Genomic DNA, 15,862 nt, shown 5'->3' on the forward strand with positions numbered 1-15,862 from the left:
TATTTCTTCAGTCTAACTTAGTTTGTGGTTCAATTACCTGAAAATAGCTGTAATAAGTAATCAAGCGGACATGATATTATTCCTAACTCTCAAATCTCTAACGTGCGTTACGCTGACGCGATAACACACCCTACAAAACGACAAAATCAGATTATCGAGTTAGGAGGCTGAGAAATCTAAACTTTGCCGAAAAGAGATCAGCAGTTGATTCAATGCAGCCATATCAATTAAAAATGCATCATGTCCGTGGGTTGAATTCAGCCACGCCAGTTGAGCATTAGGGATTAAATTTGCCAATTCTTGTTGTTCGACTGGAGGATAGAGGATGTCAGAATCAATGCCGACAACTAAAGTTGGTTGCTGGATGCTTTGCAGAATAGATTCATAATCTGACAAATCAGGACTGGTGCGATCGCGTGCAATATCGTGGCGATCCATTGCATGGGTGAGAGTGATGTAAGTATTGGCATCAAATCGTTCTGTTAGCTTTTGACCCTGATGCTGTAAGTAACTGGTTATAGTAAACTGCTCAGATGCATCATACTCGCGTCCAAAGCGGCTTGTAAAACTATCCCAAGAACGGTAAGTAAACATCGCCATCATCCGCGCTACTGCTAGTCCTTGGTTTGGCGGCGCATCCAGAGTATACTTCCCTCCTTGCCAGTTTGGATCGGCATAAATTGCCTGTCTTTGGGCTTCACTTAATCCAATACACCAAGCTGAATGTCTGCCAGAAACAGCAATGGGTGCGATCGCTTTCACCTTTTCTGGATATAACAACGCCCACTCCAGTGCTTGCATTCCACCGAGCGAGCCACCAATTACTAACCGCAGAGATTGAACACCCAGGTATTCTAATAGCGCAACTTGCAGGCAAACCATATCTCGGATTGTAATTTTAGGGAAGAATACGCCATAAGGGTTTCCCGTTATGGGGTTGACAGTAGTTGGCCCAGTTGTGCCGTAACAACTTCCCAAAATGTTGCTGCATACAATAAAGTCGCGTTCTGGATTAAAGGCTTTCTCTGAACCAAATAAAGGTTTCCACCAATCATCAGCATCAGCAGAACCAGTTAAGGCATGACAAATCAGTACCCCATTATCGCCTTGAGCATTTAACTGTCCCCAGGTGCGATAAGCAACCTGAACCCCAATTAATACTTCGCCGCCTTCTAATTGAAATGGTATTGTTAGCTGGTAAAACTGGGTTTGCGGTGAGATGAAGTCTGAGTAGATCATAACTAGAAGTGGGGAGTGGGAAGCAGAGGGGCAGAGGGGCAGGGGAGCAGGGGAGCAGGGGAGCAGGGAGCAGGGAGCAGGGAGGAGGGGAGGAGGGGAGGAGGGGAGCAGGGAGCAAGGGAGAAGAGTTTTCCCCTCAGCAAGAGCAGCACCCCGCCCCTCTGCCTCTTATGCCCAATGCTCCATGCCCCATGCCCCATGCCCAATGCCCCATGCCCAATGCCCCATGCCCAATCCCCAATTAAAAACTAAATCCTAACTTGCCCGAATGCTTGCTCAAAATCTTCTTTGATGTCGTCGATATGTTCAATTCCCACTGATACTCGCACCAAATCGGGTGTCACACCTGCTGAAAGCTGTTCGTCATTACTTAGCTGTTGATGGGTTGTAGAAGCGGGATGAATAACAAGGGTTTTCGCATCACCAACATTTGCTAAATGACTCGCTAATTTCACATGATTAATAAAAGCTTTACCCGCCTCTAGTCCACCTTTGATACCAAAGTTTAAAACTCCCCCAAAGCCATGCCGAAGATATTTTTTCGCTCGTTCATGATACGGGTGATTGGGAAGTCCGGGATAATTAACCCAAGATACTTGCTCTTGCTGTTCTAACCACCGAGCCAATTCTAGGGCATTGCTCGCATGACGATCTACACGCAAAGAGAGAGTTTCTAATCCTTGCAGTAACAGAAAGGCGTTAAATGGACTCAAGGACGGGCCAAAATCTCGTAACCCCTCGACTCTAGCGCGAATAATAAAGGCAATGTTACCAAATGTTCCACTAGGCCCAAACACTTCTTGAAAATTTAGCCCACGATAGCCGGGTGCTGGCTCAGTAAATACAGGAAATTTGCCGTTACCCCAATCAAATTTACCCGAATCGACAATTACACCACCAATAGAAGTACCATGCCCACCAATCCATTTAGTTGCAGATTCTACTACTATGTCTGCACCATGCTCAATGGGTCGAGCTAAATAACCACCAGCACCGAAGGTATTATCCACAATTAAAGGAATGCCGTTTTCGTGGGCAATGTGAGCTAAAGCGGCAAAGTCGGGAATATTGAATTGAGGATTGCCAATGGTTTCAACATATAAGGCTTTGGTGCGATCGTCGATCGCCTGACGAAAACTTTCTGGGTCATCTCCCTCAACAAACTTGACTTTAATACCTAACCGTGGTAAGGAAACTTTAAACTGGTTATATGTCCCACCATACAGAAAACTAGTGGAAACAATATTATCCCCAGTCTGAGCGATGGTACTGATTGCCAAGAATTGCGCCGCTTGCCCACTAGCGGTTGCTAATGCTGCTACACCCCCTTCTAACGCAGCAATCCGCTTTTCAAATACATCCGTCGTCGGGTTCATGATGCGGGTGTAAATGTTACCAAATTCCTGGAGAGCAAATAACCGCGCTCCGTGGTCGGTGTCGTCAAAAACGTAGGAAGTCGTTTGGTAAATCGGTACAGCACGAGCATTAGTTCCAGGAGCAGGCTCTTGTCCAGCATGAACTTGCAGGGTTTCAAAACGATATTGTTCTGACATAAGCAGTTATTTGAGTTTCCAATTATACAAACAAGTAACAATAATTGAGCGTTGTTTTGGATAAATCAACGGTAATTTGGAGGGCTTACCGTATTTTACCTGTTTGCATCTAAGATTCCTCATCTCTAGCACAACAAGTTGGAAAATAGAAAATGGGAATTAACACCTCTTAATTTATATTTACAAAAAAGCGTGTGAGTCGTCATGCAAATAGATCAGCCTTTTAGAATTAATGCTGCCCAACCAGACAAACTAAAACAATTTCTTCCCAAACCTTTAATTATTTCCAGCCCAGTTACAGGTTGCAATGGTTTTTATTTTGCCTATCATCGCCAGTCAAACTATCAACTTCCTGAGACATCGCCTTTTCAGCACATTATTACCATTTACAGTAGAGAGTTTCAGGCAAAATTAAAAATTAACGGACACTGGCAAAGTAAATCTTATGCAGCAACCGATGTAGGGATTTTTCCTGCCGATCAAATTTCGCCAGCAGTACAATTTGAACAGGAATTAGGGTTTATTCACTTTGGCCTTGAACCAGCGATGATTACTCGCGTTGCCTACGAATCAGTAAATGCTGATACCGTTGAAATTGTCCAACAACTGCAAACGCACGATCCATTGATTCAACAAATTGGACTGACACTTAAGCACGAAATAGAAACTAGTGGATTTGATAGTTCCCTGTATATGGAGTCAGCAGCAAATCTACTGGCAGTGCATTTATTGAAACGTTACTCAACGCAGAAATTTATCATTCGAGAATACACAGGTGGATTACCAAAACATAAATTAAAACAAGCGATCGCTTATATTAACGATAACTTAGACCAAAACTTATCACTTGCAGAAATTGCTGCGATCGCACAGATAAGTCCGCATTATTTTGCTAGCTTGTTTAAGCAATCAATGGGAATAGCACCCCATCAATATGTCACTCAATGCCGAGTTGAAAGAGCAAAATATTTACTTGTAAAACGAGAACTATCAGTTATACAAGTCTCCCAACTAGTAGGATTTCAAAGTCAAAGTCATTTCACCAAGGTTTTTCGCAAATATATCGGCATCACTCCTCAAGCATTTAAGAAGCTACACTGATTTTTCGGAAGATAACGCTAGTTTTCGGAAGATAACGTGAGACGGCACGATCTTGTGAAAGTTAGACTCAATAGTTATCACCACACTTTAAGTCCTATAGTCTAAAAAAATGACACAACTAAAATCAGCCGAGGAAATGCCCGGTAGCTTTGGGCTACCTATTTTAGGTGAAACTCTCAGATTATTTGCTACTCAAGGATGGGGGTTTACGAAGAACTACCAACGCTACGGCCCCATTTTTAAAACCAGCATTTTAGGAAAAAAATATGCAGTTTTGGTAGGGACGGAAGCAAATCGACTAATTTTGCAAGAACAAGCCAATCATGTATCTTCCTACTTAGGATGGAAGGTGGCTATGGAGCATATTTTCGGGCGACCTATGATGCTTCAGGATGGCGAAGAACATCGCCGGACTCGTCGCTTAATGGCTCCAGCGTTTCATGGAAAAGCCATTGCTAACTATTTTGACATCATGCAAACTGAAGTTAACAAGTGCCTAGAAAACTGGATGGAAAGCAGCCCAATTTCGCTCAAGAATGAATTTAATCAGTTAGCATTAAGAATTGGAATTCGGCTATTATTAGGTGTTCGATTACAAAGCGAAGTTGAGCAAGTCGAACAGTTGTATAATACTTTGACACAGGGAGCATTGGCGCTATTACGGTTAGATATACCATTCACAAAATATGGTCGTTCGCAAAATGCTCGTCGTCAGTTGAAAGCTTTCTTACAAAAAATTATCAACGAACGTAAACTTCAAGGCAACTTAGAAGAGTCTTGTGATGTATTAGGATTGTTTTTGGCGGCATTAGATGAAGAGGGAAATGCTTTAGCCCAGTCGCAGATCGTAGACGAACTGATACACTTATTAAATGCAGCACATTTCACTACTGCTACATTCTTAACTTGGGCAATGGTTGAATTGGCAGCGCGTCCGCAATGGCGTGATAAACTCCGCCAAGAACTTACAGAAGTTGTCAAAGATGAACCTTTGAACTTGGGACACCTTAAGCAACTTAATCAAATGACTTATTTTTTTAAGGAAATAGAACGACTTTACAATCCCGCAGGTGTAGTGCTGTTTCGGGGAGTTGTAAAAGAAATTGAATACGCAGGTTATCGCATTCCTCCCGGTTGGGTGGTGATTGTTGCTCAAGGATTAACGCATCGCATGAGCGAGATTTATACTAACCCAGAAAGTTTTGATCCAGAGCGCTTTGCCCCTCCCCGCGAAGAAGATAAAAAAGACTCCTTTGCTTTAATTGGTTTTGGTGGTGGCGAACATATATGCATTGGAATAGAGTTTGCCAAGATGGAAATGAAGATTTTTTTGGCAACATTGCTACAACGATATGATTGGAAAGTGACACCAGAATATGAATCTAACAACTATCATCAACTACCTTTTCAAATAGAAGGAAAATTACAGGCGCAAATCAGCAACCCCAATCTAAAAAACTAAACTAAACATCAGCCTGTATCCGTTGTTAACCTACTCACTCAGTTTTTTATTTTTAAGCAAAAATTGCTCCAGATCGTGATATTGCCCTTTGAAGAAGGCATACTGTTTCTGTACACCCTGACTGTGAAAACCTAACTTTTCTAGCAACTTTTTAGAAGCGATATTTTCCAGCATGACTTGGGCAACAACGAAACGCAAACCCATTTTCTCAAACCCAAATTGCAAGATAGTATCTACTGCCTCAGTCATGATACCTTGTCTCCAAAAAGTACTGGCAAGCTCATAACCGACTTCAGCTGCGTGTTCTTGTGGGTTTACCTGGAACCCACAAGAACCAATCAAAACATTGTCTTGCTTATGGATAATTCCCCAGCGAATTCCATCTCCTTGCTCAAACCGCTTGGCTCTATGTTCAATGAGAGCGATGGCTTCTTTAATAGAAGTGAAGATATCAACATAGTGAAACTGAGTCACGCTTGGATCGGAGAGGACAGCAAAGGTAGCCTCAGCATCCTGCAAGCTTATCTCACGAAGAAGAAGCCTTTCTGTTTCTAATTGAGGAAAGGAAGATGGTAAGAAATCTTTGCTCATAGTTGCAACTGGCGATCTGGGGTTAGAACTAACTTAGCGATCGCCACAGTAACAAGACAATTTCATTAGGCTCAAGGTTGAATAGTCTTTGCCGACTGGTTAAATAACAAATCTCGTGACTTATCTGGATCGAGCGGCTGAGTTTGCAATGCTTCTGCTTTCTCGTAGGCGCGAATTGTTGCCGGACGGGCTTTAATTGCCTCAAACCAGCACTTGAGATGAGGAAAATCTTCTAGGTTTTGACTTTGGCGCTCATGGGGCACAATCCAGGGATAGGCAGCAATATCGGCAATGGAATAATCGCCAGCCACAAATTCTCTATCTGCTAGTTGCTTATTCAGCACTCCATATAAGCGTCCCGTCTCATTCACGTAGCGGTTAATCGCATATTCAATCTTTTCAGGAGCATAGGCGCTAAAGTGATGATTTTGTCCCGCCATTGGCCCCAGTCCTCCCATTTGCCAGAACAACCATTCTAAAACTTTAGTGCGATCGCGTAAATCTTGGGGGATTAATTTCCCGGTTTTTTCTGCCAAATATAGCAAGATTGCCCCAGACTCAAATACCGAAATTGGCGCACCTCCATCTGCTGGTTCATGGTCAACGATCGCAGGCATCCGATTGTTAGGAGAAATCTTTAAAAATTCCGGCTTAAATTGATCTCCAGCCCCAATATTCACAGGAATTATGGTATAAGGTAAGCCAACTTCTTCCAAAAAAATTGTGATTTTATGACCGTTTGGGGTTGTCCAATAATAAAGCTCAATCATGGTTATCTTCCCTAAAATTGTGCGATTGTTTTTTAAGCCAATAGTGCAGACAGCTTTTTCGGATTTCTCACAAAACCTGAAAATAAGAGGGCGAAAGCTGCAAAAATGTATATACAGTCAGCATTTTAGCACTTTATACCCAAAAGTATTGTCCTAGAGGTAAGATGGAAAATCGCTTTCAGAATGGAGCTATAGCCCCATACTGGACTATTTTGCTGGGCTATTAATGATTTTGCATTACAAAAAAAGACGTAATGCTTAAAAAAATTAACTAGTTCATCTGTAGAGACGATGACGCTTTTCGAGAAGTTGGTGAAGTTGCATTGTCACCCCAAAACCTAGAATTTCAAATACTTAGAGAGTAACTTATGAGTGAAAAAACAGTAAGCGTGATTAAAGCAAACTTATTGCCAAAAGGAGATTATGTTTCGTCAGGATTTTCCACTATTCAGGCAGATTCATATTTTCCCAATATAACTTTGGGAAATAAATATGATTCTTTTTGGCTTTACTTGCGGCGGGATATTACTCATAACTGGTATGTGGATAAGCGACGGCAAAAGGTAGGTTTTGTCAGCAGAGATGAAGCTCATATTCTATATAATACAGCCTTAAAATTTCGAGGAAAAAAAGCTTTAGAAATAGGTTGCTGGATGGGTTGGTCAGCTTGTCATTTGGCTCTAGGAGGAGTAGAGTTAGATGTAATCGATCCGATGCTATCTGAACAATTATTTAATGAAAGCGTTACAGAGTCACTAAAATCAGCAGGCGTTAAGGAATCTGTAAATCTCATACCAGGATCTAGCCCTCAAAAAGTAGAAGAGATAGCAAATAAATTTCAACGAAAATGGTCATTGATATTTATAGATGGTAATCACGAAGCACCAGCTCCGCTCAATGATGCAATTATTTGCGAACAATTTGCAGAAGCAGATGCTTTAGTTTTATTTCACGATTTGGCTTCTCCTGATGTAGGCCAAGGCTTGGACTATTTTAAAGAGAAAGGGTGGAACACAATGGTGTATCAAACTATGCAAATTATGGGAGTTGCATGGCGGGGAAATGTTGAGCCTGTAATACATCAGCCAGATCCTAATATTAACTGGCGCTTACCTCCACATTTACAAGGTTATTTTGTAAGTGGTTCAGTTGAATCTGCGACGGAAGATAAATTTGCAGAAATTCTCAGAGCAGTTCGACCATTTACTTTATTGAGTGAAAGAAAGTTATTCTCGCTTTATAGTCAGGCAAAACAAATATATTGTTATCTTTTCTGGCTGCCAAAAATGTTACTACTAGCGATCGCCAGAATCAAACCTATCAAGGGCAACTAGCTTTGTATTATCAGCCATGACTAGCAACTGTCTATGTGTTGCTAGTCATGGCTTTCTGTAGATGAAACATAGAGCTTCGATTCATCATGCCTCAGTTGCTCGTCTTGATGGAGCAATTGTATTGCCTGGTAGTCTAAAAGTGCATGAGTCATTTTTGAATTGACAACCATTTCAAAGAAATCAGAACGCTCAATGGCAATAACTTTGATTGCTGCGTCATTTGCCGCACGTACTGTTGCTGTGCGCTTGCTTCGCTGGAGTAATCCTATTTCACCAAAACAGTTATTAGGGCCCAATATTTTTAATAATTTTGATTCTGAACCTGAAAACTCTTGAATGATTTCTACCTCTCCTTCAATCAAGATATAGAATCTATCAGCCACATCACCCTGGCGGATAACAATTTCACCGGGCTGGAAAGTCAACATTTTTAGCTTGGGAATCAACTTAACTAATTGCTTATCCGTTAAGGTTGGTAAAGTAACAGATACCTGACCCTCATAGTCCACATCAAGTTTGCCATCTTCCATACGCACAATGCGATCGCTAGCGCCAAAGATCCGACTGTCATGGGTAACAATCAAAACCGCACTTCCTTGTTCTTTCGCCAGTGTGGTCATTAGTTCGGTGACTTCTTGCCCTGTTTGCCGATCTAAAGCGGATGTAGGCTCGTCGGCCAGAAGTAATCGAGGACGGTGAACGAGGGCGCGGGCGATCGCCACACGTTGTTTTTGCCCGCCAGAGAGATCCCTTGGGTAAGCATTCAAGTGCTGCCCTAGCCCCACCGCTTTCAGAATTTGCGAACTTTGGCTTTTTGCTTTTTGAGGCGTGAAATCATCCTGTAGTTCCAGCGAAACCATCACATTCTGCTGGACAGTCATAAAATCCAGTAAGTTAAAATGCTGAAAAACATAGCCGATTCCTCGCCGTATTTGCATTCGCTGGATTTCGTTGGCTCCCTTCAATTCACGATCTAAGACTTTGAGACTGCCTTCTTGAACAGAGCGCATACAGCCAATTAGAGATAGTAACGTTGTTTTCCCAGAACCAGATGCTCCAGTTAAAATAACAACTTCTTTTGGGTAAATATCCAGATCGATTCCAAATAAGATTTGTCTTTGACTTCTGCCTTCCCGGTAATAATGATTCAGCCTTTTAATGGCTATAACCTGATTCATAAACCTATAAAATTAAGGAATTAAATTTACTTAAAAACATCCACTGGATCTGCATCTTTAACCTTTAGTAAGGAAAGTCCTGCTGATATTATGCAAATCATGCAGACTAATCCTAAAACAAATAATCCTGATTCTACAGTCATTTGGATAAATATTTTTGTAGTTTTAACTAGATAATCATAAGCCAAGCATGATATTATTGCACCTGGGATATATCCGGCAATAACCAAAAATATTGCCTCTTGAAAAACTATAGAAACTAAAGAATTGTGGTTCAAACCCAAAGCCTTTAACGTTGCATAATTGGCAAGATTATGCGTAACCTTTACATAAAGTATTTGGTATAAAATAAAAATACTAATAATAATAGCAATAATCAAAATAAACCGAAAGATAAAACCCATCGGTGAGTTGCTTTCATGAAATACTTTTTCTCTGGCGATTAATTCTGATTTAGAAAATATTTTAATGTTTGCCGGAAGATATTTTCTTAATTGCTCAACAGTTTGCTCTATATTGGTATCTGAATTAGCATTTGGTTTTAATTTAATTAAGCCAGCATCTATTTTTGTCAGGCTCCGCCCAAATAATTGACTAAAAGTTGTTGGATTGATAATAAAACTAGCATCATAAGCATTATTAACCCCTAACTCAAAAAGTCCAACAACTCTAAGTTGTTGCAACGATCCATTAGCTCCTGCTAAAACTTCTGCCGATGATTTTCCTGTTTCGTTAAATTCAGTAATGATGGGACTAAATTCATTTCTGGCATTACGGTCAAATAAAGCGAATTTTTGCTTGTTTAGTTTTTCAAGATTCTCTTTAAGTCCGGGAAGATTTAGTGTTTGTATATTAGAAGGAATGCCTATAACATTCACTCTAATACGATAAAGAGATTGATTTCTGTCGTACCATTGGGTTGAAGTAATATAAAGTGGTGCGACAGATTCAACGTTCTTTAACGCTAGTGCTTGATATAAAGGTCTGGAGGAAAACGTTACTGGTTGCAATACAGTTGAAGAGAGAGAGCTAACTAAAACAATATCTGCATTAAAATTCAAAGGTAATTGCAACGCTCCTTCTAAAAAGGCATTTCTCAGCCCAAGCTGCATAAAAATGAGAAATGTAATGCAAAAAATTCCTACAATTCCCGCTATAGTTTGATTGCGTTGATATCTCAATTGCAACCAAGCAATGGGAATTTTTTGAATTTCAATTACAAAACGTCGAATCATTCTTTAAGTCCTATTGATACATCAACTTTGAGATTTGTCATTCCTGCTACAACACGGCTATTTTCCCGATTCAGGAGAATTTTTACTTCTACCACATGAGCATCCACATCTGTTGCGGCATCTGTATCTAAAACATCGCGTTTACCAATTTCTAAACCCACTTGAGATACTTTTCCAAAGAGCGGTTTAGTGAGGCTGGGACTGGTAATCGTTGCTGTTTGGCCTAGATGTATTTTAGGGATATCTGTTTCGTAAACCTCTGCTACTACCACCATTTGCATCGTATTACCTAAACTCACGATGCCTTTCGTCCCTACCATTTCACCGGGAGAGGTTTGCACCTTAATGATTTGTCCAGTTCGGGGCGATCGCACCACACTCAAGGCTAATTCCGCCTGAGCCTGCATCACCTTTGCCTTTGCGTGTTTCACTTCTGCCTGAGACAACTGCACATCTACTGGACGCACTTCTGCCAAACTATTCAAAGAAGCACGAGCTTGATTCACCTGTCGTTGTGCCGCTTCCATCCCCAAGCGTTTGCTATCGTACTGGGAAGCCGAAACCGCTCCCTCATGGTACAAACTGCGATACCGTGACTCCTCCATCTGAGCATTTTTCAATTCCGCTTCCAAACGAGCGATCGCCGCTTGTTGAGCTTGTAAATCTCCCTGTTTCGCCCCAGCTCGTACCTGCATTAATCGCGCTTGGGCTACTCTCACCTCTTCTAGCGCCATATTCACAGTTGCCAGACGACGAGTATAATTATCCAACACCGCAAGCACTTGCCCTGCCTTCACCCAATCCCCTTGCTGCACGCGTAGCTGTTGAATGCGGGCTGATTCCGTTGAAGAAGGCGGAAACACTTGAATTACTTCTCCTTCAGGTTCCACACGCCCCAAAGCCGTCACCGCTTGCACCACTGGAGTTACAACCACTGGCTGAGGTTTAACTGCTTCACTCGTCCCCATCATCCGATATGCGATCGCTCCACTAAGTGCGATTCCACCATAAAATACTGTAGTTAAAAATACGGTTAATATAGTATTTCTACTATTGTCATTCCGAGTAAATAAATGTGTCATAGTTCTTCCTGCTTGGAGTATAAAACTATTGTTAGATATAGAATATAAGTCAACTTCACCTTGATAAAGTAAGAAATCAAAGCATAAATTATCTGGTAAAGTTTTTATCCTTACAATATATATTGTTCCCATTTTTACTGCCAATCGCTATATACTGACTTTTGCAAGAAACTGAGTCAGATCGTGTCCGCTTGATTGCTTATTAAACGCAAAGAACCCCACCCCGCATTTGCTAACGCAAACGCTCCCCTCCCCGCTAGCGGGGAGGGGTTGGGGGTGGGGTGTAAGGGACTTTTGCAAAAAGTCTAATATCAAGCCCAAGCCTTTATAAGGGTTTCACCTTAAGTTGACACCAATGGTTGGGGGTATCTCCCCTTGAAAAACAAGCTAACCGAATGGTTTTAAGATCCCATTGTGAAGCAATTGTTAATAAATCTATAACTATATATACTTTTTCATAGCGGTGATTTGGCGATCGCTGCCCAAACTCTATGGTGAACTTGAAGAATTGGTGTCGGATATTTTGTTTCGAGTAATGTCGCCAATTCTTGGTCAAATATTTCTACTTTTTCTGGTGTTAAGCTGGCTCCCACGCCAGCACTAGCACGAATTCGCCCCCGCCAAGCTTCGTGTGTATAAGATACAAATACATCGTAAGAAAATGTGCGGATTTCTCGGAATCCTCCTTCGCCAATATCCTGTAACCACAGGGGATACAAACCATTACCGCCGCCCAAATTCCACGCGGGATTATGAGCCTGGATCAGTTGTTCCGTTGCGTGAACTACATTACCTTTTAAGGGTATCCAATCAAAATGTGCGATCGCCAGTAAGCCATTTACTCTCAATATGCGAGTAATTTCCTTGACAGCACGCGGACGATCAAACCAATGCCAACACTGTCCAGCTGTCACTACATCTGCACTGGCGTTTGGTAACTCGGTATTCTCGGCACTTGCAACTCGATAATCTACTTTAAGTTGCAAAGCTTCGCTTAACAGTCTGGCTTGTTCTAAAAGTGAGGCTGATGGATCTAGGCCAATTACATAAGCACCTCTATCAGCAAACCCCCGCGCTAGTGTCCCTGTTCCCGTACCAAGGTCAACAATATTCTGCCCTGGTAAACCTATACCATATTCAGACAATTTGTTGAATAATAAACTAGGAAACCCAGCGCGGTGTTTTGCATAATCAGTAGCAGTTGCACCAAAATCAATTTTCATACCTACAAAACTATTTTTGTAACAATTGTCTAGGCTAGAAGTTCTCTACCCACGGATGTAGTTCTATTTTCCATGTCCTTGCAAAAGTCGGGGTAAAGGCAAAGGGGAAAAGGGTAAAGAAACTCAAAATCCTTTCCCTTTAACCTTTAACCTTTTCCCTGTCTTGCAAAAATACATTTTTACAAGAGGTCTATTGTAGATCCAATACGCTTGGGTTAAGCTTTTATTTCTCCCCCTGCCCCCTACCCCCCTTACTGGCTCTGTTTAACCAAATCGGTAATCGTCTCAACCAGCTTTACTGGCTCGATAGGCTTCGGAACATGCCGTTGAAAACCTGCCTCTATAGCCTTTTGATAGTTAATTTCTCCAGCAAATGCTGTTAAGGCGATCGCTGGAATCTTCCCGCCCTGTTGGTACGGCAAGGCTCTCAGCTGGCGTACCAGCATATAGCCATCCATTTCTGGCATCCCAATATCGCTAAGTAGCACGTCTGCTCTGTACTTGGTTAAAGTAGCGAGAGCTTCAACGGCTGAGGTGACAGTTGTTACATTTGCTCCATACATCTCTAGCATGAAAGCAATAAACTCCCGTGTATCTGTGTTATCATCTACCACCAAAACTTTGATGCCATGCAAATTTAAGGATGGCTCAGACGGTTTACTGTCCGCGTTCTTCTGGGATGGAGTTGCCATGAGCGGAAGTCTTACAGTAAAGGTTGTCCCCTGACCTTCACCTGCACTTTCTACCCGAACAGTTCCGCCATGCAACTCAACTAAGTGACGGACGATCGCCAACCCTAATCCCAGTCCACCAAACTTTCTGGTTGTAGCACCATCTGCTTGGCGGAAGTATTCAAACACATAAGGGAGGAAGTCAGGGTGAATCCCTTGACCTGTGTCGATAACAGTGACTTCGGCAAAAGAGCTAACTTGCTTGAGTTGGATATCCACTCGTCCCTCGACATCAGTGAACTTAATCGCGTTCGACAGGAGATTCCAAATCACTTGCTGTAACCTATTTGGATCGCCCAAAACTTGCCCTACATTTGGTTCAAGCCTCACCTGAATTTGAATAGACTTGCTTTCAGCAGCCAACTGTACAGTTTCCATTGCAGCTTGAACGATCGATACTAGATCCACTGGGCAAACATTCAGGCTAAGTTTGCCTTGCAGAATTCGGGAGACATCCAGCAAGTCTTCAATCAGTTCGGACTGCAACTTGGCATTGCGTTCGATCGCACTCAGGGCATGAGCGGTCTTGGCTTCGTCAAGCTTACAGGTTTGGAGCAACTTAGACCAACCCAGAATTGGATTAAGGGGCGATCGCAACTCATGGGATAATACTGCCAGAAACTCATCTTTAATTCGGTTAGCTTGTTGCAATTGTTGAGCTTGTTGCTGAATTGAAGCCAGCAGATTTGCCCGCTCAATAGCGATCGCCATCTGCTCGCAAGTGGATTGCAGCAGATCGATTTCTTCGGAAGTAAAGTAGGTACGGGTGCGGCTGCCAAAGGAGAGCGTCCCCAGTAACCGTCCCTGTACAATCAACGGTTGTCCAGCAAAAGCCGTAATGCCGATTGAGTTGACAAGCTGCGCGTTGGGATGCGTGAAGATTTGCGAGCGATCGAGGACAATTTGCTGCCGCTCTTGTGCCACCAGTCCGCAAAGATTTTGACCAAATTCAATCCATTCCAGCGATTGAGCTGTTGCCTCAGAGATCCCTTCATAGTTGTTCAGATGCAGCATTAGCTGGTTGTCTTTTTCCTCAACCATGTAGTTGTAGTAATGATGTAACTCTAGCTGGGCTGAGAGCTTGTTAAATAAGTTATTCATCAACAACATGGGATGTTCTGTGGCCAGTAAATCGCTGGTCGTTTCATACAGCAGATGCAGCCGTTCCTCTGCTCGTTTGCGTTCGGTGATGTCGAGTGCGGTTCCCAGGAACCCAACCGCTTGCTTGGATACTCCCTCTCCCTCTAATTGCACCTGCCCATTAGCGAATAGCCACCGCTCAGTTCCATCCTTCCACACGATCCGATAGTCAATTTCATAAGTACCTGACGACATCGGGTCGAGCGCATTGCTGATGGTGTTGACTACACGCTCACGATCGTCTGGGTGGATGCGCTCTATTACCATCGGCAAAGGGATAAGCGCGGTGTCATCCGGTTCGCCCCAAATCTCGCGCATCCGCTTGTCAAACTCGACGAGGTTCGTACTGGGGTCATAATGCCAAGTCCCAAGCCGACTGATGTTAATGGCAAGCTGTGCGCGTTCCTCACTCTGGTGTAGAGCTTTTTGTGCCTGTTTACGCTCGCTAATATCCTCTATTAAGCCGTCAATAACGGTTGTACCATCTACTTGGGTAAAAGTTGTACTAATTCGCACCCAAATTAAACTACCATTCGCTCGTCGCAATTGCATTTCGCGATCGCGGATTTCGCTATTTTGCTTTAATTGGTTGAGAACTTGGGCATAGTCCAATGGTTGGAAATAAGGCTCAAGGGTTTGACTTGCTGGAATTTCAGTTAGAGAATTTAAACCTAACAGCCGCAGAAATGCCGGATTACCTTCGAGTAAAATACCATCTGCCGTTAAGCGATAAATTCCTACATTTAAATTATTCAGCAAAGTTTGAAAGCGTGATTCTAGCCTGACTGCTTTACGTTGAGCTTCAGTCCGCTCTATTGCTCGGCGGACTGCTGCGGGTAATCGAACATAGTGCTTAGGAGACTTAATGATGTAATCTTCCAATCCCGATTTCATCGCCTCAACGGCAACTTCCTGAGTACCACTACTAGTAAACATTATTACTGGGCAATCAGGATAACGGTTTTTAATTGCCCGAATCGCGGTTAAGCCATCACTCCAGCGTAATTGATAGTCCGTTATTACTAAATCAAACTGTCCTTTCTCCAGTGCTTCTTCCAAGTCTTTTGCTTGAACAATTTCGTGAAACTGGAGGTCAAAAAACTCTTGCTCTAGTACATGAATCGCCAGTAGGCGATCGTTCAAATTATCATCAATTAGAAGAATACGTAACATTTAATTTCATTATATTTACGTAAGGATAGCAGTGAGAAGAAAGTCCAAAA

The 15,862-nt window shown here is 42.4% G+C and carries 12 protein-coding genes; 3 read left to right on the top strand and 9 right to left on the bottom strand.

The window, feature by feature from the left end; translation table 11 throughout:
• Positions 1–159 precede the first annotated feature (159 nt).
• Complete coding sequence (gene metX, locus RM049_RS30615; RefSeq protein WP_322706840.1) at positions 160–1,239, bottom strand: homoserine O-acetyltransferase MetX; 1,080 nt, start codon at positions 1,237–1,239, stop codon at positions 160–162.
• Positions 1,240–1,487: 248 nt separating this feature from the next.
• Positions 1,488–2,792, bottom strand: a complete 1,305-nt coding sequence (locus tag RM049_RS30620; protein WP_322699229.1) for an O-acetylhomoserine aminocarboxypropyltransferase/cysteine synthase — start codon at positions 2,790–2,792, stop codon at positions 1,488–1,490.
• 204 nt (positions 2,793–2,996) lie between these two features.
• On the opposite strand from RM049_RS30620, the gene RM049_RS30625 reads away from it, so the two are divergent.
• Positions 2,997–3,893, top strand: coding sequence for an AraC family transcriptional regulator (locus tag RM049_RS30625; protein WP_322671675.1), 897 nt, complete (start codon positions 2,997–2,999; stop codon positions 3,891–3,893).
• A gap of 109 nt (positions 3,894–4,002) precedes the next feature.
• The gene (locus tag RM049_RS30630; RefSeq protein ID WP_322706841.1) at positions 4,003–5,355 is read left to right on the top strand and encodes a cytochrome P450; all 1,353 of its coding nucleotides are present in this window, start codon (positions 4,003–4,005) and stop codon (positions 5,353–5,355) included.
• A 30-nt stretch (positions 5,356–5,385) separates the two neighbouring features.
• Here RM049_RS30630 and RM049_RS30635 read toward each other — a convergent pair whose 3' ends face one another.
• Positions 5,386–5,946: a GNAT family protein gene (locus tag RM049_RS30635; protein WP_322706842.1), complete on the bottom strand. Its 561-nt coding sequence runs from the start codon at positions 5,944–5,946 to the stop codon at positions 5,386–5,388.
• Positions 5,947–6,017: 71 nt separating this feature from the next.
• On the bottom strand, positions 6,018–6,716 hold the full coding sequence (locus RM049_RS30640; RefSeq protein WP_322706843.1) for a glutathione binding-like protein: 699 nt from the start codon (positions 6,714–6,716) through the stop codon (positions 6,018–6,020).
• Positions 6,717–7,084: 368 nt separating this feature from the next.
• On the opposite strand from RM049_RS30640, the gene RM049_RS30645 reads away from it, so the two are divergent.
• The gene (locus RM049_RS30645; protein ID WP_322706844.1) at positions 7,085–8,050 is read left to right on the top strand and encodes a class I SAM-dependent methyltransferase; all 966 of its coding nucleotides are present in this window, start codon (positions 7,085–7,087) and stop codon (positions 8,048–8,050) included.
• 41 nt (positions 8,051–8,091) lie between these two features.
• On the opposite strand, the gene RM049_RS30650 is transcribed toward RM049_RS30645, so the two are convergent.
• The 5 genes from RM049_RS30650 to RM049_RS30670 all read right to left on the bottom strand — a co-directional run bounded on the left by RM049_RS30650 (position 8,092) and on the right by RM049_RS30670 (position 15,812).
• A complete protein-coding gene (locus RM049_RS30650; protein WP_322706845.1) occupies positions 8,092–9,228 on the bottom strand; it encodes an ATP-binding cassette domain-containing protein in 1,137 nt (378 codons plus the stop codon).
• A gap of 26 nt (positions 9,229–9,254) precedes the next feature.
• On the bottom strand, positions 9,255–10,463 hold the full coding sequence (locus tag RM049_RS30655) for an FtsX-like permease family protein (RefSeq protein WP_322706846.1): 1,209 nt from the start codon (positions 10,461–10,463) through the stop codon (positions 9,255–9,257).
• Positions 10,460–11,545 carry an ABC exporter membrane fusion protein gene (locus tag RM049_RS30660; RefSeq protein ID WP_322686159.1) on the bottom strand — a complete coding sequence of 362 codons (1,086 nt, stop codon included), beginning with the start codon at positions 11,543–11,545 and terminating at the stop codon, positions 10,460–10,462. Before RM049_RS30660 ends, RM049_RS30655 begins: the two co-directional genes overlap by 4 nt.
• A gap of 455 nt (positions 11,546–12,000) precedes the next feature.
• Positions 12,001–12,768, bottom strand: coding sequence for a class I SAM-dependent methyltransferase (locus RM049_RS30665; protein WP_322706847.1), 768 nt, complete (start codon positions 12,766–12,768; stop codon positions 12,001–12,003).
• Between the two features lie 251 nt (positions 12,769–13,019).
• On the bottom strand, positions 13,020–15,812 hold the full coding sequence (locus RM049_RS30670; RefSeq protein ID WP_322706848.1) for a response regulator: 2,793 nt from the start codon (positions 15,810–15,812) through the stop codon (positions 13,020–13,022).
• Between the last annotated feature and the right edge of the window lie 50 nt (positions 15,813–15,862).

It is taken from the genome of Nostoc sp. DedQUE04, from assembly GCF_034530995.1.
GTDB lineage: Bacteria > Cyanobacteriota > Cyanobacteriia > Cyanobacteriales > Nostocaceae > Nostoc.

Excerpts from the sequence above, each read along its gene's own strand:
- RM049_RS30645 (WP_322706844.1), top strand. The coding sequence starts at position 7,085 with ATGAGTGAAAAAACAGTAAGCGTGATTAAAGCAAACTTATTGCCAAAA.
- RM049_RS30665 (WP_322706847.1), bottom strand. The coding sequence starts at position 12,768 with ATGAAAATTGATTTTGGTGCAACTGCTACTGATTATGCAAAACACCGC.
- RM049_RS30655 (WP_322706846.1), bottom strand. The coding sequence starts at position 10,463 with ATGATTCGACGTTTTGTAATTGAAATTCAAAAAATTCCCATTGCTTGG.
- RM049_RS30630 (WP_322706841.1), top strand. The coding sequence starts at position 4,003 with ATGACACAACTAAAATCAGCCGAGGAAATGCCCGGTAGCTTTGGGCTA.
- metX (WP_322706840.1), bottom strand. The coding sequence starts at position 1,239 with ATGATCTACTCAGACTTCATCTCACCGCAAACCCAGTTTTACCAGCTA.
- RM049_RS30650 (WP_322706845.1), bottom strand. The coding sequence starts at position 9,228 with ATGAATCAGGTTATAGCCATTAAAAGGCTGAATCATTATTACCGGGAA.
- RM049_RS30635 (WP_322706842.1), bottom strand. The coding sequence starts at position 5,946 with ATGAGCAAAGATTTCTTACCATCTTCCTTTCCTCAATTAGAAACAGAA.
- RM049_RS30625 (WP_322671675.1), top strand. The coding sequence starts at position 2,997 with ATGCAAATAGATCAGCCTTTTAGAATTAATGCTGCCCAACCAGACAAA.
- RM049_RS30620 (WP_322699229.1), bottom strand. The coding sequence starts at position 2,792 with ATGTCAGAACAATATCGTTTTGAAACCCTGCAAGTTCATGCTGGACAA.
- RM049_RS30670 (WP_322706848.1), bottom strand. The coding sequence starts at position 15,812 with ATGTTACGTATTCTTCTAATTGATGATAATTTGAACGATCGCCTACTG.
- RM049_RS30640 (WP_322706843.1), bottom strand. The coding sequence starts at position 6,716 with ATGATTGAGCTTTATTATTGGACAACCCCAAACGGTCATAAAATCACA.
- RM049_RS30660 (WP_322686159.1), bottom strand. The coding sequence starts at position 11,545 with ATGACACATTTATTTACTCGGAATGACAATAGTAGAAATACTATATTA.